Origin of the sequence: Snodgrassella alvi (assembly GCF_002777745.1) — a bacterium.
In the GTDB taxonomy this organism is placed as follows: Bacteria; Pseudomonadota; Gammaproteobacteria; order Burkholderiales; family Neisseriaceae; genus Snodgrassella; species Snodgrassella alvi_D.
In genome coordinates this window covers 290,641-313,651 of the sequence record NZ_MEIO01000055.1, presented here as the reverse complement: position 1 = coordinate 313,651, position 23,011 = coordinate 290,641, and the positions used below count along the sequence as shown (strand labels likewise).

Genomic DNA, 23,011 nt, shown 5'->3' with positions numbered 1-23,011 from the left:
CAGCCATGGGTAGCATCAACATATCAGAAAATATTCTGCGCGCCAGCTTATAATTAAGTAAAATATTGATATATAATCAAAAATCAAGGAATAAGCTATAAGCTTAAGATATAAAAACGCAGCAGTGTTATTACTGGACATTAAAAAATTTAAGTTAACCAGTAAATAGCAATATAAAAATAATCTAATTATTAATATAAGTATAACAGGAGTAAGCCATGTCTGAAAAATTCCCAGCAAGCATATTTAAACTTGTAAAGTTAACTTTACTTTTACTGTTAGCAGTAGCCATTACTTCATGCAGCGGCGGCTTTGAACCATTTGTAGGTGTAACCTCTGGCAAAAACAAATCTTATGCGGCGCCGGTAGAAGCAGTCGAATACAACTATGAAAATATGTCGGGTGGCAGCATTAATGGCGGCTGTATTCCCGGTACTAATGGTGTGGATGATTATGAGGTAGGCAAAAAACGCTATGGCGGTGGCTCCACCTGTGGCGCCGCTCATCTGCCAGCCAAATGGAAGCCGGGCATGACTGCGCGTGTTTATTGGCGGGTTTTACCTTATCCGGGATGGCGGCCAAGAATGTTAAATCTACCAGGGGTTAATTTTGATGAGAAAGAATCCGCAGCTATAAAACAGTATGATGAAAATCATTCAGCAGAAATCCCTTTACCTCCACCACCGCCATCTGCCGGCGATGACTTTGGCAAAGTAGCAAATATCACTGTTCATTTTCTGGCGTGTAATCAGCTATATATTACTTATGGCACAGTAGAGGAGGGTAAAAATACCCCCATGCATTACAAGCTATTTGCCAAAAGCCAGAAACTCTGCACCCCGCGCCCGTCTATAAAATCGATGGCAGATTACCGGCGCAATAAAGCCAAGCTCGATGCGATTAAGGCAGAACGGCAAAATATTCCGCAGGTAATCCTGCCTGAGTATATTCAGGAATTAGAACGGCAAGGTAAATTGCCGGTATCCGCCAAGTAAACTGTTGTTGTATTGCTACCACGGCCGTGCCGCTATTAGTGCGGGCACGGCCGTAATATCTTCTTCAGTGCCTGTATTTTGATATATGTAAATAAAAACTTAAAATTTGTATGAATAATGTTAATATTATCGCTATAATCACTGTATATAAGGCATTGGAATATCAGCCATATCTGGCTGAAGCACCACTGGCAGAAGAGCGATTTCCGCAACTGGCTGTATTTAGAAAAACATTGCCCGATTTTGTTGCTCATACGCCGTAGATAGCCGCAATACCTGTTGCCGGCTGCCCGCAGCCCAGCTTTTTGTATCAATTAGTTGAAGAGGAAGCCCGCCATGGCTGAACATGACGATAATAAACCACAACCAGTATCGCCGGCTGCTGATGCCGCGCCGGCAGCCGCTACACGGCACCAGCACAATAATCCGCATAACCACACCATCAGCCTGGATGGCATTACTGCCGGCCATAAACCAGAGCAGAACGATTATGGTATTTACACTGATGCCGAAGTGGCCGATGCCGCCAATCGCGCTCCGGCACCCAGCCGCAAAAAGCCGGATTCAGCTAAAAAAAAGCCGTCACAGCAGCCCGGCACAACACCACCGCCAGCTATCCCCGATGCGCCCGATATGCCGCCAATCCCAACTTTGGAAAGCCGCATTCAGGAAATGGCCGCGCCATTTATGCCGGCCATTAAGCCGATAGAATTTCAGTGGCCGGGCATACTTAAGCCAGATGAATTTCCCACCGCTGCCGGTGGCCGCCTGCCGGCGTCCATCAACAGCATTCACCACAACCGCAAAGACAACCATTTTATCGACCGCACCAAGGCCAAGCCCTGCCAAAAAGTGCTGAAACTCAGCTTCTTTTTTGATGGCACCAATAACCACGAAAAGGCCGATAGCGTGGTTTCCGGCGCCACTCCGCCCACAGCTGAGCAGCTAGACCCGCTCAAAGATACCGCCGCCCAGCAGGCTAAGCTGATTCAGGCTTATACCTACCCGCGTACCACTAATGTGGCGCGTCTGTTTCATGCCTGTATGGGCGCCGGTGGACTGCCGGGCGATAATAATCGCGATGAGGAAATGATTAAAAATGGCTGGTTTAAGCATTATATTCAGGGCGTGGGCACCCGCTTTGAAGAAATCGGCGATGCCAATCCGGGGATGCTTGGCGAAGCGCTGGCCAGATTTGGCGAGGCGCGCATTAACTGGGGGTTAACCCGTATCTGCGCCAGCCTGGGTATCTGCAAAATATTTAATGAAAAAGAATTGCCGTTAGAAACGGCGCAGAAAATGGTAAAAAGCATGGATTGCCGTGCCGGGCGCAAAGCGCAGCTTGACGGCTTTCTTGATACCTTGCAGCGGCCAGATTCCACCCCCTTGCCGAAAGCGATTAAGCTGTATGTTGTGGGCTTTTCCCGTGGCGCCGCCGAAGCGCGCACCTTTATCAACTGGCTGCTCGATTATCTGCTCGACCGCGATGAAAATGCCGCTGCCCGCGCCCAGTTGGCGCAGTTGCTGGTGCAGCAGGCACAGGAGCGCATCGCGCAGCGGCAGGATAACCGCGCCGCGGCCGAAGCCGCTGCTGAAGCCGCCGCAGCCGCCAAGCAGGAGGATGCACCAGATAAGGATAAGGAACCAGCCGCGGCCGCGCCTGCCAGCCCGGTAAACAGTGCTGCCGATAAGGCCGCCATTCAGCGCGTGCAGGCGCAGGCCGCCGCCATGCGTTCCGCCGCACCCAAAGCATCTAAAGGTAAAGCAGCTACTGCGCCCGCTGGCGAGCAGCCCTATCAGGGCATTGAGCTTAAGCTGCTGGGTATTCCTATCTATATCGAAATGTGCGGCCTGTTTGATACTGTGGCTACCGTGGGCATGTCGCCGCTGGTAGCGATGGTTACCGGCCATTGTGCGTGGGCACACCGCACCATGTCCTTACAGCGCGCCGGCAGCGCCGGCTTTGTTAAAAACTGCTACCAATTTGTTTCCGCTCATGAGCAGCGCAAAAGCTTTTGTGTCGACAGCATCTGCGTTGATGGCGGCTATCCCAAAGGCAATTTTAAGGAATACGTTTATCCGGGGGTGCATTCTGATATTGGCGGTGGCTATCCGCCCGGCGAGCAGTTTAAAAGCAACTACGGTATGGGGCATGTGCTGGCACAGATTACCCTGCATGATATGTATGCGTATTGCTGGCAGCATGGTATGCCTTTGCAGATATCACCTGATCATCCGGCATTAAAAAAAGATATGCAAAAGCATCCGCGCTTTAAGCTGAAGAACTATGAAATTATGAATAGAGAGACAGCTGAGGAATTTGATACTAAGCCGGAAATGGTAAAGCTTTTCAATGCCTGGGTGAAAACACTGGAAACTACGAATATCAGCACCGCGCTGCAAAAACAGATTCATCATTTCACTGCCTACCGTATTCTGCGCTGGGTGCGCTCCGGTATCGGCGGCTATGCGCGCTTTCTGGGCTTGCAGCTTAATGCCGATGGCAGCCTTGGCGAAAAGGAAAATAAAGCCGCCAAAAAAGCCCGCACCAAACTGATCGGGCAGGGGCGCAAAGAGGCCAACGAAGCCGGCAAGAGCAATATACGCACTACCCCGGTGGTAGATAATGATGAAATGTGGCAGCAGGCCGGGCTCGACAATATACCTAAAGCCGAGCGCAGCAAGTTTCTTAACGGCATCATCAATAAAAATTACGTTGCCGGTAACGATGGCTGGGATTTAATCGAAGGCGCCAAAGAATTCAAAGCCGATTACCTGCATGAATTCCATCTGGAAAACATGCTCTCGGCGGGTTTTCTGGTATCCACCATGCTTGCCGGCAGCATGTATATGCTCAATAACGATGATGAAGCGGCTGAATACAAAGATATCCACGATAATGGCGATACCCTGTATTTCGGCACCGAGCCTTCCAAGCTTAAAACGCCGGAGCCAGACACCAGGCCGCTACCTATTCCCCCGCTGGCGAAAACCTTTGTGGCGCAGAAATATCCTGCCGGCGCGCAGGGCGAAGATGGCAAAGAGCGCCAATACCCGTGGGAATTTTCAGCGCAGGAAATCTATGATATGTTGTGCAATGCCGATAAAGGTTCGTTTGTCAGTGGCGCCATGCTTAATATGCTGCGCCAGCGCTATCAGCATGTACGCGGCTTAAACCTTGCGGGAAACGTAGCCAAAGATATCTGGAAACGGCTACAGCAGGCCGATATGCGCGACAGAGTGGTATTGCGGCAAAGGCTGAAAACCCATGCAGAAAAATATTCCGCCACCTATCCGCAGATGGTGGAGATTTTCGACAACCAGATACACGATTCGCGAGCCTGGTTTATGCATGATTCTGTGCTGAGCAGCCGCGAACCTTTCACCAGCTATTTTGCCCATCGCATTGTTTTCAGTGGCGGCTTTTCCAATAAGCCACTCTCGCCCGTGTTGCTGGCGGAGCGCATTGTTGGTATTGCCGGTATTGCCCGCAGCGCCTATCTGGGCGTGAAATACGGCAATCCCGCCTATATCCTGATAGGCCTGAACAATCCCGAGCTTTTTGTTACCGCCGCCGATAAAGCTGCATGGAGCCTGCTCACCAAAGACTATGAAGTATTAGCCATCGACCCCGATACCGGTAAAATCTTGCCCAGCAGCGACAATCTGAAAAAGCTGCGCCAGTTCAGCAAAGACATGCAAACCGCGCTCGAACAGATTAAGAGCGAATATGCCAGGCAGGAGCCATGGACAGACAAGGATTTTGTCAACCAAACGCTTGATCAGGTTATCCAGAACAGCGATGAAACCATCAAAAATCTGAATGAAATCCGTGAGCTGCTGATGGAGCAGCAACGAACACTCAGCCGGTTGAGTGAATCCGGCCCGGAGCTGGCGCAGCAGGCAGATCAGATAGGGGAAATGCTGGATAAGGTAAGCAGCAATCAGCAGCAGTTGCAAGCCGCAGTAGAGCAGGCCAAGGCCGGCACCATCGATAAACAGCAGCTACAGACAGCCTTGCGGCAGGGCATCACCGTGCGTACCGACCCGACAGCCAGCATGCCACAAGTTAGCCTAATGCAGCCGCCCGGCCTGGAAAACATCAGCAAAGACAGTCTGGCCGAGCATCTGCGCCAGCAGATTAGCCAGTATCAGCAAGATATCCGCAGCCGCAGCGAAGCCAGCTCCGCATTGCTGCAAAGCAGTGCGCAAGAGCCACAAACCCTGGCACAGACCTTTTACCACAACAGCAGCGGCGATATCTACGATCAGGCATTAGAACAAATAAACCAGCTTGCCCTGAACCGGCTGGGATTAGGCCATCTGGAAGTCAACCAGTATCTGCCGGAAAAAATTGCCAGCTACAGCCAGCCGCAAATCCGCGGCCTGCTGCAACAGTTGCAAACAGGCAACATCCCGACACAACTACAGTCAGTTTCGCCACAAAAGATTGAATTAATAAAAAAAGTATTGCAAAGCTGGCTGGTTTAGCAGTAAGCTGAATTCAGCGTTACATTAACGCCGACTTCGAATCAACGCCATTGCATCTAGCCGGTGCAGTGGCGTTTTATTTTCTGCGGCAAATAATGATATCTCACCGCCAGCACCCCCCGCACTGCCTGCATAGCCAAATAAGCGATAAACAACACCACAGCCAATCATTGGCTAAATTGCTGCTATACACCATAAAAACCCGCAACATCCCTGCAATCAGGCAGCAAAAGCAAAGGCGAACAGAGTTAACTCCAAAGTTAACCACACACTTACAGCCCCAAATACGCAATATCCTGCCGCCAAGCAGCCGGTTTCCGCAGCAAAATACCTGTATCAACACAGCCGCAGCATTACAGCTAGCTATTAGCTAAATTTTTGATATAAATCATAAAAACCAGCAACAGCACTGCAACCAAGCAGCAAAAGCAAAGGCGAACAGAGTTAACCTGAAAGTTAACCACGCACTTACAGCTCTAAATACGCAATATCCTGCCGCAAAGCGGCCGGTCTCCGCAGTAAAATATCTGTATCAACACAGCCGCGGCATTACAGCTAGCTATTAGCTAAATTTTTGATATAAATCATAAAAATCTGCAACAGCACTGCAATCAGGCAGCAAAAGCACAGGTGAACAGAGTTAACCTGAAAGTTAACCACTTACTTACAGCCCCAAATACGCAATATCCTGCTGCAAAGCGGTCGGTATACGCAGCAATATATCTGTATAAATATAGCCAGCAATATAATATATCCATATCAATACAGCCGCGGCAGTATAGCCAATAATTGGGTAAAATATTGATATATGTTATGAAAATCCATAACAGGGCGGCAAGCAGGTTATAAGACAAAAGTTAACCAGCCAAACCAGAAACTAACAATCACCTTATTACAAAAATACCATAGCGAGAATTAAATGACTGGGAAAAAAGCAGCTACCACAAGCACAGTTATCCGGCGGGCAATATTTATCCTGTCAGCCGCTGCCATCACCTCATGTAGCAGCTTTGAACCATTTGTAGGCGTAACTTCTGGTAAAAACAAATCCTATGCGGCGCCGGTGGAGGCATTAAACTATACTTTTGAAAATATTCATGGTGGTAGTATTAGTGGTGGCTGTATACCTAACACATCAGCTATTAACTTTGAAGATGTAGGTAAAAAACGCTATGGTGGCGGCTCCACCTGCGGTGCTGCCCATCTGCCAGCCAAATGGAAGCCGGGCATGACTGCGCGGATTTATTGGACAGATTTGCCTTATCCAGATTGGCGACCAAAAGTATTAAATAAGCCCGGATTGGTTTTTGATGAGAATGAATATCAAACCATAATGCAATATACTGAAAATCATTCAGCAGAAATCCCTTTACCGCCACCACCACCATCTGCCGGTGATGATTTTGGCAAGGTAAGTAATATTACCGTCCATTTTCTGGCCTGCAATCAGCTATATATTACTTATGGCACAGTAGAGGAGGGTAAAAATACCCCCATGCATTACAAGCTATTTGCCAAAAGCCAGAAACTCTGCACCCCGCGCCCGTCTATAAAATCTATGGCGGATTACCGGCGCAATAAAGCCAGGCTGGATGCAATTAAAGCAGAGCGGCAAAATATCCCGCAGGTGATTCTGCCTGAGTATATTCAGGAATTAGAGCGGCAAGGCAAATTGCCAGTGCCAGGCAAATAAACCTAAGCTCACACCCAACACAGCCGCCTACATTTTCGCGGCGGCTGATTCGCCTGTATCAGCAGATATGCACCGATAATATAGCTCCGGCTATCAGACTTCAGCCCCAAATACTCAATATCCTGCCGTAAAGCAGCTAGTTTCCGCAGTAAAATATCTATATCAACACAGCCACGGCATTACAGCTAGCTATTAGATAAATTTTTGATATAAATCATAAAAATCTGCAACAGCACTGCAACCAAGCAGCAAAAGCAAAGGCAGATAGAGTTAACCTGAAAGTTAACCACACACTTCCAGCCCCAAATACGCAATATCCTGCCGTAAAGCGGCCGGTTTCCGCAGCAAAATACCTGTATCAACGTGCTTAGCTATATAAAATATCTACATCAACACAGCCACAGCATTACAGCTGGCTATTAGATAAATTTTTGATATAAATCATAAAAATCTGCAACAGCACCGCAATCAGGCAGCAAAAGCAAAGGCAGATAGAGTTAACCTGAAAGTTAACCACTTACTTACAGCCCCAAATACGCAATATCCTGCTGCAAAGCAGCCGGTATACGCAGCAAAATATCTGTATCAATATAGCCAGCAATATAAAATACCCATATCAATACAGCCGCGGCAGCATAGCCAATAATTGGGTAAAATATTGATATATGTTATGAAAATCCATAACAAAGCGGCAAGCAGGTTGTAATACAAAAGTTAATCAGCCAAACCAGAAACTAATAATCACCCCATTACAAAAACACCATAGCGAGAATTAAATGACTGGGAAAAAAGCAGCTATCACCAGCACAGTTATCCGGCGGGCAATACTGATACTGTCAGCAGCAGCCATCACCTCATGCAGCAGCTTTGAACCATTTGTAGGCGTAACCTCTGGTAAAAACAAATCTTATGCCGCGCCGGTGGAGGCATTAAACTATACTTTTGAAAATATTCATGGTGGTAGTATTAGTGGTGGCTGTATACCTAACACATCAGCTATTAACTTTGAAGATGTAGGTAAAAAACGCTATGGCGGTGGTTCTACCTGTGGCGCCGCCCATCTGCCAGCCAGATGGAAGCCGGGTATGACTGCGCGGATTTATTGGACAGATTTGCCTTATCCAGATTGGCGACCAAAAGTATTAAATAAGCCCGGATTGGTTTTTGATGAGAATGAATATCAAACCATAATGCAATATACTGAAAATCATTCAGCGGAAATCCCTTTACCGCCACCACCGCCATCTGCCGGTGATGATTTTGGCAAAGTAAGAAATATCACTGTCCATTTTCTGGCTTGTAATCAGATTTTTATTGATTATGGTACCAGACAAGAAAATGCACCCGAAATAGTGAAAAAGCAATTCGAACTATTTGCTAAAAGCCAGAAACTCTGCACCCCGCGCCCGTCTATAAAATCGATGGCGGATTACCGGCGTAATAAAGCCAGGCTGGATGCAATTAAAGCAGAACGGCAAAATATCCCGCAGGTAATCCTGCCTGAGTATATTCAGGAATTAGAGCGGCAAGGTAAATTGCCGGTACCAGGCAAATAAGCCTAAGCCCATACCCAACACAGCCGCCTACATTTTCGCGGCGGCTGATTAGCCTGTATCAGCAGATATGCTCCCTATAATATAGCTCTGGCTATCAGACTTCAGTCCCAAATACGCAATATCCTGCCGTAAAGCAGCTAGTTTCCGCAGTAAAATATCTATATCAACACAGCCGCGGCATTACAGCTAGCTATTAGCTAAATTTTTGATATAAATCATAAAAATCTGCAACAACCCTGCAATCAGGCAGCAAAAGCAAAGGCGAACAGAGTTAACCTGAAAGTTAACCACTTATTCACAGCCACAAATACGCAATATCCTGCCGCCAAGCAGCCGGTATGCGCAGTAAAATATCTGTATCAACACAGCCGCAGATTACAGCTAGCTATTAGCTAAATTTTTGATATAAATCATAAAAAATATGCAACATCCCTGCAATCAGGCAGCAAAAGCAAAGGCGAACAGAGTTAACCTGAAAGTTAACCACACACTTGCAGCCCTAAATACGCAATATCCTGCCGCTAAGCAGCCGGTTTCCGCAGCAATATATCTGTATCAATATAGCCAGCAATATAATATATCCATATCAATACAGCCGCTGCTTATCTGTGTATTAGTGGTAGTGGCATTAAGGGCTTTGCAGTTTGATATATTCGGAATGTTTGCAATAGGCAGTATGATGCACTTTGACATAAGCTGCCCGAAGACAGCTTATGTTACTGAAAAAATTATTTGTTCCATTTTATATCAGGTTTGTATTGATTGGTAACACAATCCTTTAGGAATAAGTTAATCAGTGATTGATAGGGCAAACCTGTTTCTTCGGCCAGTTCTCTAAAATAGTTGAGAATTTCTTGGTCTATACGAATGGTAATTATTTTTTTCAATTGGCTGGCATGAGGATTTGGCTTAGCGTTTTTAAAATCGTCGTCTTTTTTCATGGATATTCCTCATTCTATTTGTGCTTGTGTTTAGTAGCTGCCTGTGCAGAAATAAGAATAAGTACTATCACCGCGTTCACGATGAATAATTACAAAAAATATGTAAGTTTTCGCTTATTCCTAATAATGCAAAGCGGTCTTCACTTGCGGTGTCCTCAGGGGCAAATGTTTAAACGATGCTTATCTGAAAACTCGCTGATGGCTTGTTTACGAAAACGCTTTTTTGATACTTTGATTTTATGTGCTGCAATTGTGGATTTTCTGCGTAAACGTTGGAGCTGGTGTATAAGCTGAAAAGAGCTGGTAGTGGTTTTTTCATTTGCGTTCCTGTTTTAAATCTATTTCCCAAACTGCGCGCTATTAATGGAGTACGGTAATTTGTTAACTTCTGTTTTGTTTTTGGTTATAAAAAGTTAAATAAATCAAAACGGTGAGTGATAACTGTCTGTCCATTTGCAAGCGTCAACTGATTATATAGCTTATTTTATTTTGTAGTTGTAAGTTGATTAAAGCTAACATTTTTTTTCTGTTCTGGTTGCTTTGTTGTCAGGGCTGGCTTTTACTTTGACAGGGGGCATTAGGGCATATTGCCGGCTGTTTGTTGCTTTTGAATATTGGATCGGAAGAGGTATTTCTGTGATGATGGTTTTGCCTTTAGGTGTTGCTGGTTTGTGATAAGTTAGTGGATTTACTGCAACAGTAAATCCGGCGATGTGCGCGATTAAAATAAGGGCAATTGATGTAATTGAAGCGCTAAGCAGATACGGTAAAATTTTGGGTGCGAGTTGATTGGTTATTTGATTGTGTATTTTTCAATCTGGTCTGGTTGATCTCCCCAGCCTGCCCAAATATTTTTAACAGTGATTTTATTTTTCTTTATTGATTTAAATTGCATGACGATAACTTGAGGAGCATTTTCTGCGGTTTTGTTTCTCTCTACCAGCATGACGGTATTGTTACTGAGCCATTTAACGCGTAAAGGCAGGTCAGGTAAGCACTTGGCGCCCTGTTCTGTGTATGTGAACGCATAGAATCCATTGCTTGAAAAAGCCACTCCGGCGCAATTTTCGCCCTTATGGATTAATTTTTTACCAGATATGATTGTTTTATAATCTTTAGCTATTGCTAAAGAGGGTAGAAGTAAAAGAATTATTAGTAGTTTTTTCATGTTACTGATGTCTCGGGCTGGTTAAACATGTAGTTTTGTGTTTTTTATTGCTGCTACGGTATGGCTATTTGCTGTGCCTGACGATGTTTTAACGTCAGGAGTTTGTAATATTAACATGTTTGTTATTGTGAGTATGGGGGATACAGGCAGGCTGGCTGAATCTTTGCTGATTGTTAGTTTATCTGTTGTATAACTCGCTTTTTATTCATTTTTTGCGGAATTCACTGTGGTGTGTTTTCTTGCTGATGATGTTTAATATGTTCGCAAGCTAAATCATTTTCGGAACAGACTCGGTAATAAGCCTGATTTTCAGTTCTTCTGGCTGAAATTTTGTTTTTGCTTTTTGCCGGTATGTATGGGTTTTATGGTGTTTGAGCTGTATTCTGTAATGGAGGTTATATGCTGCCTTCTGCCGGTTTCTGGCGCTCATTGAGTTAAGATGCTGTATGGATATGTTGCCTGTATAACTCTCTTAACCTTTGGCAGTTATACCATAATCTTTTTACTAAATTTTCTTTAGCTGTCGGCTATTTCCCGGTTATATGCACGTTGCCGGTGGTGCTGTTACACACAGCTTTGCCTGTTCTGACGGAGGCGCTGATTCAAGCGGCCTTGTCATATTATTCTGCCCGTCACTATTCTTATCGCTATGTGTTGCTCTGTTTTGTGGCTGGTAACTTTTGTTTATAAAGGTATTGTTTTTATAAGGCTGTATTGGTGTGGGTTAAAGCTGGCTTTCAGGCTGAATCCGTACGAAAGTTTTATGGCATTAATAATGTAGCTTTTTTGATAAAAAGCATGCGAATCAGGTATAAAATTTTGTTTATAAGTATTTTTTATTGATAATATAAATTGTTTAATGGTTATTTAATGTAATTTCGGAGAAACGTAATGAATGCAATATTCAAGGAACGCTTGCTGGCACATGCTGAACATGTAAAGAAAGTAGGTAATGTTTGTACAACAGAAGAAACTACTAAACAAGCGTTGATATTGCCATTACTAGATATTCTGGGATTTTCTGCCTTTGACCCGAATAAGGTACGGGCTGAATATCAGGCTGATTTTCCCGGGGTAAAATCGGGAGAGCGAGTAGATTATGCTTTGTTTTCTCAAGGCACACCGGTAATGTTTATTGAGGCTAAACCTTTTCAGGAAAAGCTTGTAAACCATTGTCCTCAGTTGTCGCGTTATTTTAATGCTGTACAGGAAGTATCGATTTGTGCAATTACAAATGGGCAGGAATGGCGATTTTTTACTGATTTAACTAATAAGAATGTAATGGATGCAGAGCCTTTTCTGACTATTGATGTTACACAGGTTTCTGAAAGTGACATGATGCAGTTGTATAAGTTCCGTCATGACCAGTTTAGGCCAGAAGAACTACGTAATCTTGCTGAAGAAAGTATTTATCTAATGGCTTTCACAGATGCGATTACGGAAAGTCTGAAAGAGGTAGATACAGATTTTGTGCGTTATGTTGCAGGGCGAGCAAATATTCAGAAGCAGTTTAATCAGCGTTTTTTGGAAAGTATTCAGCATATAGTGCGACAGGCGGTACAAAATACAGTTAGTTCAATGGTGGTATCTGGCTTGTCGGCACCGAAAATTATAGAGGAAGTGGTAGCTAATGGGGCGAATAAGGTCGATCCAATGGCACCAATCGTTGACCCTGATAATAATAAGATTGTAACTACTTATGCAGAGCGCCGGTTATTTGATATTGTAAAATCTATTTTGCCAGAGGATGCTGATGTGGTGGCTAAGGATACAGAGACGTATTTCAGTATTCTGTTTGCTGGTAAGGTAAATCGCTGGATTTTACGCTATTTTGATAATAAACAGCGGCCATCAATAGTGTTTCCAAAAGCATTAACTTCAGAAGATGTAAAAAATATTGAAAAATGTGGATTAGAAGTTTCAGGTGAGCAGATTATTATTGATGTGCCTGAGAATATATTACGTCTTGCTGCGCTTGTATTGGACTCATACCAGTTTTGTTCGAATGATGAGAATTTTAAGCGTAAGGCGAGATGTGAGGATAAAAGTAATTAAGTTTTGTAATTGATGGGCTAATCGGTAAGCTGGCTAAAATGGCTTGTTGATGTATGTAGGACAGTCTGTCTCTGATAGATGCAACATTTATCTAAATTTAGGTATAATCTATATCTTTTATTTGTATTTTGGGCTATCTGTTTCGAGGTGGAAATGGGTGTCTGCACATATTCAGAATAATTATGCTTAATAAAGATCAGTTTGCCGATAATCATTTTATACGTTCTATTATTGAGGATGACCTGCAAAGCGGGAAATGCCGGCAGGTAATAACGCGTTTTCCTCCGGAACCAAATGGTTATCTGCATGTTGGCCATGCTAAATCTATCTGTCTGAATTTTGGTCTGGCCTATATTTATGATGGTTTATGTAATCTGCGCTTTGATGATACGAATCCTGAGAAGGAGTCGGATGAGTATGTGCGCTCGATTAAGGAAGATGTGCAGTGGCTGGGTTTCCAGTGGAATGAGGAGCGTTTTGCTTCGGATTATTTTGAGCGCCTGTATGAATATGCGCTGGAGCTGATTAAGGCTGGTAAGGCGTATGTGGATGATCTGGATGCAGAGGAAATGCGCCAGTATCGTGGTACGCTTACGGAGCCGGGCAGAAATAGTCCTTATCGTGAGCGTACGGTTGAGGAAAATCTGGATTTGTTTGCGCGTATGCGTGATGGTGAGTTTCCGGATGGCAGTAAAACGCTGCGGCTGAAAATTGATATGGCGGCGGGCAATATTAATCTGCGCGACCCGGTGATTTATCGTATTCGCCGTGTGCATCATCATCGCACCGGGGATAAGTGGGTGATTTATCCGATGTATGATTATACGCATGCGATTTCGGATGCAATTGAAAATATCACTCATTCGCTGTGTACGCTGGAATTTGAATCTCACCGGCCATTATATGATTGGGTGGTGGAAAATATTAAAATTGCGCATCAGCCGCATCAGTATGAGTTTTCCCGGCTGGAGCTGTTGTATTCGATTACTTCGAAACGCAAGCTCAATCAGCTTGTTGTACAGGATCATGTGTCTGGCTGGGATGATCCGCGTATGCCTACGATTTCGGGTATGCGCCGCCGTGGCTATACGCCGGAGGGGCTGCGCCTGTTTGCTAAGCGGGCAGGTATTTCTAAGAGTGAAAATGTGGTGGACATGAGTGTGCTGGAAGGCGCGATTCGTGAAGACCTGGAAAATGTGGCTCCGCGGATGATTGCGGTGTTGAATCCGATTAAGGTGGAGCTGGTAAATTTTGATGAGGTGTTAACGCAAAGCCGTGTTGCGCCGTTTCATCCGCATCACCCGGAAATGGGCGAGCGCCTGATGCCGTTAACGAAGACGATTTATATTGAAGCAGACGATTTTGCGCTGGATCCTCCTAAGGGCTGGCAGCGTCTGACTCTGGGTGGTGAGGTGCGCCTGCGTTATAGTTATGTGATCAGGTGTGAGGAAGTGGTGCAGGATGCATCTGGCCGGGTGGTGTCGCTGAAGTGTTCGATAGACCATGATACGCTTGCTTCTAAACCGCAGGGGCGCAAGGTGAAAGGGGTAATTCACTGGCTGTCTACTGAGCATGCTGTGTCGGCTACTGTGCGTTTGTATGACCGGCTGTTTACGGTTGAACGCCCGGATGCTGTGCGCGGTGATGATGGGCAGTACCGTGATTTTACTGAGTTTCTGAATCCTGTTTCGGTAACGGAAATTGATGCTCTGGTGGAGCCGGTAGCGAATACGTTGGCAGCGGAAACGCGCTATCAGTTTGAGCGTCTGGGCTATTTTGTTACTGATCGCTATGACCACAGTGCGGAAAATCCGGTATTTAACCGCACGGTAACTTTACGTGATACATGGCAGGCACAGGCAGAGAAGAAGTGATGATGCTTGTGCATGAAGCCGGCCTTTTGTGGCCGGCTTTTTTTTATGCTAAATAATCTGCTGGGTAATCCGGTGGCTTGTTAGAATAAATTACTTTGTGTTTTCTGGTAAATAGAGGCGGTTTGATGGGTGTAATTCCGGTACGTGCTGGTTATCTGGCTAATTTTCCAATGCTGCTGAGTATGGTGCTGGCTGCGTTGTGGGTATGGTATACGGGCAATACGGCAGAATGTACGGCGCTGTTTCTGGGAATTATTGCTGGCGGGCTGGTGGAGCTGGATGATGGTTTTACCGGCCGTTTGCGTAATCTGTTTTTTACGCTGATTCATTTTTCGCTTGCTGCTACGGCAGTGCAGTGGTCATTTGGGCATCCGCTGGCTTTTTCGTTGCTGATGGTATGGGCTGCGTTCAGTATGACGATGATGGGTGCAATTGATGTGCGTTACCGGACAATTGCGTTTGGGACGCTGCTGGTGATGTTGTATACGGTGCTGACTTATTCGCCGCATTTGCCGTGGTATGTCAATCCGCTGATGCTGGTTTGTGGTACGGGATTGTTTGGTGTGTGTACGCTGGTGCTGCATCTGCTGTTTCCAAATCGCCCGGTACAGGATAATCTGGCCGGTGCTTTTGCCAGACTGGCAGATTATATGCTGGTGAAGGCTCAGTTTTTTGATCCTGATGAGGCAGATTTGCTTTCGGAAAAGGAATTGGCGCTGGCAATGAAGAATACGGCGGTAATTGATGGCTTTAATCGCTGCCGCACGGCTCTGTTTTACCGTTTGCGCGGGCAGCACCGCCCGCGTGGTGTTGTTATGTTGCTGCAATATTATCTGTCTGCGCAGAATATTCATGAGCGGATCAGTTCGCGCCATGTGGATTATGCGGCACTGGCGCACAAGATGGCGCATTCGGATCTGATTTATCGGATTCAGCGTTTGATTGTGTTGCAGGCGCAGGCTTGCCGGCAGATGAGTGAGTGTCTGCATGAGAATAAGCCATATGTGTTTAATTTGATGCTTCAGCGTGCTGGTGAGGGGGTGCAGCAGGCAGCAGGGCGCTATTGTGCTGAAAATGGTGCGGATGAGGATACGCCGGGATTGCGGCAGTTGATTGCTAATATTCTGACGATTAATGAGCAATTGCTGTGGCTGGAAAAGGTAAAGGCGGATGGTGCTGAGCGGGAAGCTGGTGATATGCAGATTGCCGAGCAGGATGTTGACCGGATACGCGATATTCTGCCGGCGCTGAGGACGCATTTTACTTTGCAATCGAATGTGATGCGCCATGCCATCCGGCTGGCAATTGTTACGGCTGTGGCTTGTGTGGTGGTTGAGGGCTGCCAGTTAAAGATGGGTTACTGGATTCTGCTTACGGGGGTGATTGTGTGCCAGCCGAATTATTCGGCCACAACTACCCGTCTGAAGCAGCGCATTATGGGTACGCTGACCGGGGTGGTGGTGGGCTCGATATTGCCGTATTTTGTGCCTACGCTGGCCGGCCGGCTGGTGATTGTGGTGGTGAGTACGGTGTTGTTTTTTGCGTTTAGGGTGCGCCGCTACAGTTTTTCTACGTTTTTTATTACGGTGCAGGTATTGGTGGGTTTTGCGATTATTGGTATGGATACGCAGTCGGCAATGTTATCGCGTTTTGTGGATACGATTCTGGGTTCGGTGCTGGCGTGGGGGGCGGTGGCGTATCTGTGGCCGGACTGGCGCTATCTGACGCTGGGGCGGATTGCTAGGCGTGCTTTGTGCTGTGATGCTGCTTATCTGCGGCAGGTGGCACAACAGCTGCTGAACGGGCTATGTGATGATGTGGTTTATCGTACTGCGCGGCGCAATGCGCATGAGCTGGCTGTGATGCTGGGCAATGCGGTTGCGGATATGTCGATGGAGCCTAAGCGTTACGGCCGGCATTTGGTTGAGGGTAAAACTTTGTTACAGCTAAATTATGTGCTGCTTAGCTGTATTTCTGCGCTGGGTGCAATTCGGACTCAGGTGGAGTGTGTGCGGCCGCAGTTGACGCGGGAGCGGGTGCAGCTTTGGTATACGCTTGCTTGTGATTTGGCTGATTTGATGACGCAAGACGCTGATGATTCTGTGCTTAAGGCTGAGTGGGAAAATGCAGGTGAGTTGTTACGGATGAGTAAGCCTCAGCCGGATGATGAGGTGGTGGAAAAGGTGTTGTGGCGGCAGTTGCAGCGAATTTATGTGCAGCTACCGCTATACAGGCAGGCTTTACAGGCTGATGCTCAGGCCAGCAGGATTATGGCACAGTAAGTTGCTGGTTGAACGGTTTAAAAATCTGGCTAGGATAAAATAATGGTAGCGCAATTGACCTTTTCTCGATTATGCTGTTAGTGGTTTTCTTTAAAATTCAAGCATAAAGCAATTTTTTGCTGGATGTGATGATGATGTTAAAGAATCATTTTGATATTAATAATGAGAGGGTTACTATGGCAGCATCTAATGAACAGAATGAGGCTTCTTCTCATACACCGCCGTTGATTCCTACCCAGAATGGTACGCTGGAATTACACGATATTACGATTATTGATCAGAGTAAGCTCAGAAAGGCGATTTCGGCCGCTGCGCTGGGCAATGCTATGGAATGGTTTGATTTTGGTGTGTATGGCTTTGTGGCTTATGCGCTGGGTCAGGTATTTTTTCCGTCTGCTTCTCCTAGTGTGCAGATGATTGCTGCATTGGGTACGTTTTCTGTGCCGTTTCTGGTGCGTCCGCTGGGTGGGGTGTTTTTTGGGATTCTTGGCGATCGTTTCGGCCGGCAGAAGGTGTTATCTACTACGATTATTATTATGGCGCTCAGTACTTTCTGTATCGGGCTGATTCCATCGTATAACAGTATTGGTATCTGGGCGCCGGTACTGTTGTTGCTATGTAAGCTGGCGCAGGGGTTTTCGGTAGGCGGTGAATATACTGGAGCTGCGATTTTTGTGGCGGAATATTCGCCCGACCGTCAGCGCGGTTTTCTGGGTAGTTTTCTGGATTTTGGTTCGATATGTGGCTTTGTTCTGGGTGCCGGGCTGGTGGTATTGCTGCAAAATATTATGGGTTCGGCGCATTTTCTTTCGTGGGGCTGGCGCATTCCGTTTTTTCTGGCTGCACCTTTGGGTTTGTTAGGTTTGTATCTGCGCCACGCGGCTGAGGAAACGCCGGCATTCCAGAAGCATCTGGATATGATGGAAAAAGATGAGCAGGAGGAGGTGAGCAGTCGTCCGCGGGTTTCGTTTAAGGAAATTGTGCAGCGTTTCTGGCGTACGCTGCTGGTTAGTGTGGGGCTGGTATTAACTACTAATATTACTTATTACATGCTGCTGACTTATATGCCCAGCTATCTGTCGCACAATCTGCATTATGGTGAAGATCGTGGTGTGCTGATTATTATTGCGATTATGATTGGTATGATGTTTATGCAGCCGATTATTGGTTTTGTCAGTGATAAGATCGGGCGCAGGCCTTTTGTTATTGGTGGTTCTGTTGCGCTGCTTGTGCTGGCTATTCCTTGTTTTCAGTTGATTACCAGTGGCAAGGTGGGGCTGATTTTTCTTGGTTTGTTTATTCTGGCGCTGATTTTGAATTTTTTTACTGGTGTGATGGCATCTACTTTGCCGGCGTTGTTTCCCACACGTATCCGCTACAGTGCGCTGGCCAGTGCTTTTAATATTGCGATTATTATTGCCGGTTTAACGCCAACTATTGCGGCGGCACTGGTGGATTCTACTAATAATCTGTTTATTCCGGCCTATTATCTGATGGTGGTGGGGGTGATCGGGATTGTGACTGGTATTTTTCTGAAAGAAACCGCCAACCGCCCGTTGCGTGGGGTATCGCCTTCGGCATCTAATAAACAGGAAGCGCGGGAGCTGCTGGCTGAGACGTATGAACACATTGAGCAAAGTGTGGATGATATTGATGCTGCTATTGCCCGCTTGCAGCAGCAGATACTGGATTTGGAAAAACGCAAGCAGCAGTATGTTGATTTGCATCCGAAAATGGAGTGATTAGTTCGGTATAGATAGCTGAATTCTAGCCACTGATGTTAGCCTGTCTGGGTTAAAATTAGTGGCTTTTTTTGAATCTGGTTTGCAATTTTATAGGGGGAAGAAAATATGGATAATCTGGAGTCCAGTTTAAAAGTTATCAAAAATACTTTTGGGTTATTTGGGCTTATAGGTAATGTCCTTGGTACAATTATTGTAATATTTTATTGTTGTACAATAAGATTTTTTCCTGCTGGATTGTCGGTAGGAGATGTATTATTTTGTTTATGCATATTTGCCATATTTGGAGTTTTGTATATTGTTTTTACTGGTATACTATATTTGGCTAATAAATTATTTTTATTATATTTTTTATTCAAGAAGAAAATAAATAAGACATCTGATTATGTTAATTTCTATGAATATCAAAAGAGCTATCTTGGTTTTGCTATATTTGCAAACCTTTTTATTTTGCTTTGCACTTGTTTTGTATGGGTTGAATCAGGTAATTTAATTTCCAGTCTACTGTTTTGTTTAACTACGTATTTAGCAGTTGGGTTTATTAGTTGGTTGGAAACTTCAATTTTTCAATGGGAAGAGAACAAAATACTAAATAAATATGGACTCAGTGAAAAATACGATAAAAAGTTATATAGCTATATTTGGAACATGAAGGTTTCTATAAAGCTCATTTTTAGAACCGGTATATGTATCATACCAATGATTGTTGTTTCTGGTATCTATGTTGGTCTGACTAATATTACCCTTTCTTTAATTGGTGTAAGACAATCTGATGTTACGATCTATGTGGATAAAAATTATCAAGATTTATTTTATAATTCTGAAAAAAAAGACTATTTTGATAAGATAAATTGCTCATCCGCATGTCAATTAGAGCATGTAAATATTCTGATGACGAATATTGGTACGAAAACTAAATTTCAAATTCCGGCTAAAACAATTCATAATACAACTGATAGTCCGATAGAATTTGAAGTGCCTAATGAGGCAATTAAAGGCATTAGGAATAAATAAAATTTTTATAATAATCGGCTTTAAGCAGCAAATTATAAATTCATAATCTAAATTAAGGTGGGAAATGAATCTGGCAGAACTGATGAAACTGTGAAAAGAAGATGCTGGGCTGATGGGATTAGCTGGTGCAGCATATTGATCAGATATGCCGGTACTATTTATCTGTCAGGGCTGTGATTTGGGTTTCCACTATGTCTAATGCAAAATGTTTAATATTTTGGGAATAAATGAAAACACTCATTTGCTGAGTACTATGTAGTATTTTTGTGCTTGATTGCTGCTTCTGGCGGGTAAGTCAGGTATTGCCGCTACGGTTGTGATTTTTCTTTGCAGATGTGGGTAGGCTACTTGGCTGGCCGTTATAATATTATCTGGAGTGTTGAGGCGGGAATGTCTGGGCAATGAAATTGGTTTTATCGGTATCTATTCTGGCTGCGTTGCCGCCTTTGCCGCAGGTAAATGCTGATTGGGCGGTTTATTTGCTGTATTGTGCTAATGGTGCGTTTTATTGTGGAATAACTAACCGGCCGATACGGCGCTGGCAGGCTCATTGTTCGGGAAATGGTGCGCGTTATACGCGTATGTATCCGCCACTTCAGATGCGTCTGGTTTGTGTGGGTATAACTAAAGCCGCAGCAGCACGATGTGAGTATCGGCTAAAGCGGCTTAAGGCAGCAGACAAGGCTGTTTTATGGCAATCGCTGGAAGATTTTTTCTCTCAGGCTTAATTTTTAAGCCCGTTGCACAGCCTGATAATATCGGTTTACATCAGTGTATCAAAATCTGAGTTGGGTGTTGATACGCTGCCTGCTGGTGCAGGCTGCTGACTGGCTGGTCTTGTGTCTGGATGTAGTGGGGTGATGTTCTGTTTGGGTGTGTCATCTGTGTCTTCATCAACTTCAATACTGCTGCTTTCGGGTGCAGTTTCCTGTTGTGGTCTGGTGTTTGTGGCTTTGTTATAGTTTAATTCAACGATTTCTCCTACACCACTCGTCCATTGCAGTGAGCTCAGGTTACCGCTGACTTTGGTTTTGCCTGCATTACAAGTGAGGCAGACTAAGGTATTGGCTGGTTTACTCAGGGCATTGTTTAAGCGCTTCTGATTTATATTGAGCTGGTGTTGTTCTGCCCATGAGCTGATGCTTTGATTTAATAGTTGTTTGTTTAGGCTGCGCTTGTTATAGGGATCGCGGTAAACGGCAATCCAGATGTCGTTTTGTTCATCGGTGTTTACTGAAGCCTGCTGATAAATTACTGCGGCATCTGCACCGCTTTGTACGGCAGCGGCAAAATCCAGTGCATTCGGGCTGCGTAAACGTACACAACCGTGGCTACGCACTCCGGGTACGCTGCTGGGTACGTTGGTACCATGGATACCTAAACCCAGCCGGGGGGCGCCAAGACGGACAAATACTGGACCAAGAGGATTACTGGGGCCGGGCGGTACTGATGTCTGTACTGGTTTGCCGCTTGCAGCCATTTCTTTCTGAATGCTGCGCGGTACGCTCCATGTAGGGTTGGTAACTTTTGCTCCAATTTTGTATTCACCTAATGGTGTTTGTGTGCTCGCTTTACCTACTGTCATTGGATAGGTTTTGATTAATTTTCCATCCTGAAATAGGAATAACCGTAGTTGGGGAATATTCAGGATAACCTGCTGTCCCTGACTGGGTACGGCATAGTCTGGCATTGGTATGGCAGCACAGGCACTTGCAGATATGATGGTAGTAGTCAGTACATAAAATAGTGGTTTCAACATTATTCTGAAAATCCAGTATGGCAATGTGAATATAATCATAACGTAATTTGTTTGCAATGTGAGAAAATAAACATAATTAAGTTTATTTATGGCTATTTTTCTGGCTTGAGGTTACGATTTGGAACAACGGTTTATAGCTCAGATTGTTGATTGGAATCAAGAGGGGCGTGGTGTTGCCCGGGTAGACGGTAAGGCGGTTTTTATTGACGAGGCTTTACCGGGTGAGGTGGTTGAGTGGCAGCCGGTGCGGGTGAAAAAATCTTATTCTGAAGGCAGAATTAGCCGGGTGCTGATGTCTGCTGATGCGCGTGTACAGCCGCCTTGTAAATATTATGTACATTGTGGTGGCTGTAATAGTCAGCATATTGAATTTACGACGCAGGTGGCGCTGAAACAGCGTGCCTGGCTGAATCAGATGCGACGTTTGGGCAAGGTTCTGCCAGATGAGCTGATGCCGCCAATTTATGGTTTGCCCTGGCATTATCGTGAACGTGTACGTTTGCGTGCTGTGTATGAAGATGGCCGGCTGATGCTGGGTTTTCAGGCCAGGCGATCTCATGCAATTGTGGATATTGATGGTTGTCTGGTGTTGCCTGTGGAGTTGTCTGAGGCTTTGAATCCGATTAAGGCTTTATTGCAAAGCTGGCCTGTAGGCTGTGTGCAAGGCATTATGCTGCATCGGGGTAATAAGGTTATTGCGCTTACTTTGCAAGTTTGCGGTGAGGTTAACCAGACAATGCGGAGGCAGGTTGATAGTTTGCTGGTGCGGTTGCAACAGCAAAGTGGTTGTTTGTGGCAGTGGTGGTTGCAGACGGGGCGTACTACGACTTTGCAATCGGCATCGGTGACACCTGTACTGGCTTATGATTTGCCTGAATATCAGCTTGAGATTCCTTATCAGCCTGAAGATTTTACGCAGGTTAATCAGGCTGCCAATGAGCTGATGATACAGCGTGCTATGCAGTGGTTACAGCCACAGGCTGGTGAGCGGATTATTGATTGGTTTTGCGGGCTGGGTAATTTCAGTTTGCCGATTGCCCGGATGCAGGCGGAGGTTGTTGGTGTGGAGGGTATGGAGGCTATGTGCCAGCGTGCCCGCGGTAATGCGCAATACAATGGTCTGGCGCAGTTAGCGCGCTTTCAGCAGGCTGATCTTTTTGCTATGAGTGGGCAGCGTCTGCGTCGGTTCGGATATGCTCATAAGTGGTTGCTTGACCCTCCGCGAGCCGGTGCTCAGGCTTTAATACTGGCTTTAAGTGAACTGGAAGACCGGCAGATGCCAAGCAGGATTGTTTATGTTTCCTGTGATCCGGCCACTCTGGCACGTGATGCCGGCTTGTTGGTGAAGCGTGGCTATTTTTATCGTGCCGGCGGTATTATGAATCTGTTTGCACAAACTGCGCATGTTGAGTCTATGGCGGTATTTGACTGGCGATAGTAG

At 45.4% G+C, this 23,011-nt stretch carries 16 protein-coding genes; 12 read left to right on the top strand and 4 right to left on the bottom strand.

Going from position 1 to position 23,011, the window contains the following annotated elements; genetic code table 11:
* Positions 1 to 218: 218 nt before the first annotated feature.
* From BHC51_RS09830 to BHC51_RS09825, 3 genes are all read left to right on the top strand, one after another.
* Entirely contained in the window at positions 219 to 995 is a 777-nt protein-coding gene (locus tag BHC51_RS09830) for a DUF3304 domain-containing protein (protein WP_100153896.1), read from the top strand.
* Between the two features lie 110 nt (positions 996 to 1,105).
* Positions 1,106 to 1,258 (top strand): hypothetical protein, encoded by a 153-nt coding sequence (locus tag BHC51_RS12810; protein ID WP_180296480.1) that lies wholly within the window; start codon positions 1,106 to 1,108, stop codon positions 1,256 to 1,258.
* 73 nt (positions 1,259 to 1,331) lie between these two features.
* Positions 1,332 to 5,486 (top strand): T6SS phospholipase effector Tle1-like catalytic domain-containing protein, encoded by a 4,155-nt coding sequence (locus tag BHC51_RS09825; protein WP_100153895.1) that lies wholly within the window; start codon positions 1,332 to 1,334, stop codon positions 5,484 to 5,486.
* Positions 5,487 to 5,510: 24 nt separating this feature from the next.
* Here the strand turns inward: BHC51_RS09825 and BHC51_RS12805 are convergent, their stop codons facing one another.
* Complete coding sequence (locus BHC51_RS12805) at positions 5,511 to 5,657, bottom strand: hypothetical protein (protein ID WP_180296479.1); 147 nt, start codon at positions 5,655 to 5,657, stop codon at positions 5,511 to 5,513.
* A 748-nt stretch (positions 5,658 to 6,405) separates the two neighbouring features.
* On the opposite strand from BHC51_RS12805, the gene BHC51_RS09810 reads away from it, so the two are divergent.
* Together BHC51_RS09810 and BHC51_RS09805 are read left to right on the top strand one after the other, a co-directional pair.
* Positions 6,406 to 7,179 (top strand): DUF3304 domain-containing protein, encoded by a 774-nt coding sequence (locus BHC51_RS09810; protein WP_100153892.1) that lies wholly within the window; start codon positions 6,406 to 6,408, stop codon positions 7,177 to 7,179.
* A gap of 776 nt (positions 7,180 to 7,955) precedes the next feature.
* Positions 7,956 to 8,735, top strand: a complete 780-nt coding sequence (locus BHC51_RS09805; protein ID WP_100153891.1) for a DUF3304 domain-containing protein — start codon at positions 7,956 to 7,958, stop codon at positions 8,733 to 8,735.
* A 728-nt stretch (positions 8,736 to 9,463) separates the two neighbouring features.
* Here BHC51_RS09805 and BHC51_RS09800 read toward each other — a convergent pair.
* Complete coding sequence (locus tag BHC51_RS09800; RefSeq protein WP_100123382.1) at positions 9,464 to 9,676, bottom strand: BrnA antitoxin family protein; 213 nt, start codon at positions 9,674 to 9,676, stop codon at positions 9,464 to 9,466.
* 793 nt (positions 9,677 to 10,469) lie between these two features.
* Positions 10,470 to 10,844, bottom strand: a complete 375-nt coding sequence (locus BHC51_RS09795) for a hypothetical protein (RefSeq protein WP_100153890.1) — start codon at positions 10,842 to 10,844, stop codon at positions 10,470 to 10,472.
* An 891-nt stretch (positions 10,845 to 11,735) separates the two neighbouring features.
* Between BHC51_RS09795 and BHC51_RS09790 the strand changes: the two genes are divergently transcribed.
* From BHC51_RS09790 to BHC51_RS09765, 6 genes are all read left to right on the top strand, one after another.
* Positions 11,736 to 12,899, top strand: a complete 1,164-nt coding sequence (locus tag BHC51_RS09790; RefSeq protein ID WP_100123380.1) for a type I restriction endonuclease — start codon at positions 11,736 to 11,738, stop codon at positions 12,897 to 12,899.
* 182 nt (positions 12,900 to 13,081) lie between these two features.
* Complete coding sequence (locus BHC51_RS09785; protein WP_100153889.1) at positions 13,082 to 14,773, top strand: glutamine--tRNA ligase/YqeY domain fusion protein; 1,692 nt, start codon at positions 13,082 to 13,084, stop codon at positions 14,771 to 14,773.
* 125 nt (positions 14,774 to 14,898) lie between these two features.
* Positions 14,899 to 17,055: a YccS family putative transporter gene (gene yccS / locus BHC51_RS09780; RefSeq protein WP_100153888.1), complete on the top strand. Its 2,157-nt coding sequence runs from the start codon at positions 14,899 to 14,901 to the stop codon at positions 17,053 to 17,055.
* 176 nt (positions 17,056 to 17,231) lie between these two features.
* The gene (gene proP / locus BHC51_RS09775) at positions 17,232 to 18,797 is read left to right on the top strand and encodes a glycine betaine/L-proline transporter ProP (protein WP_100136042.1); all 1,566 of its coding nucleotides are present in this window, start codon (positions 17,232 to 17,234) and stop codon (positions 18,795 to 18,797) included.
* A gap of 108 nt (positions 18,798 to 18,905) precedes the next feature.
* Entirely contained in the window at positions 18,906 to 19,811 is a 906-nt protein-coding gene (locus tag BHC51_RS09770) for a hypothetical protein (RefSeq protein WP_100153887.1), read from the top strand.
* Positions 19,812 to 20,212: 401 nt separating this feature from the next.
* On the top strand, positions 20,213 to 20,539 hold the full coding sequence (locus BHC51_RS09765) for a GIY-YIG nuclease family protein (RefSeq protein WP_100153886.1): 327 nt from the start codon (positions 20,213 to 20,215) through the stop codon (positions 20,537 to 20,539).
* A 35-nt stretch (positions 20,540 to 20,574) separates the two neighbouring features.
* On the opposite strand, the gene BHC51_RS09760 is transcribed toward BHC51_RS09765, so the two are convergent.
* Positions 20,575 to 21,570 carry a L,D-transpeptidase gene (locus BHC51_RS09760; RefSeq protein WP_100153885.1) on the bottom strand — a complete coding sequence of 332 codons (996 nt, stop codon included), beginning with the start codon at positions 21,568 to 21,570 and terminating at the stop codon, positions 20,575 to 20,577.
* Positions 21,571 to 21,688: 118 nt separating this feature from the next.
* On the opposite strand from BHC51_RS09760, the gene rlmD reads away from it, so the two are divergent.
* Positions 21,689 to 23,008 (top strand): 23S rRNA (uracil(1939)-C(5))-methyltransferase RlmD, encoded by a 1,320-nt coding sequence (rlmD, locus tag BHC51_RS09755; RefSeq protein WP_257384802.1) that lies wholly within the window; start codon positions 21,689 to 21,691, stop codon positions 23,006 to 23,008.
* Positions 23,009 to 23,011: the final 3 nt, after the last annotated feature.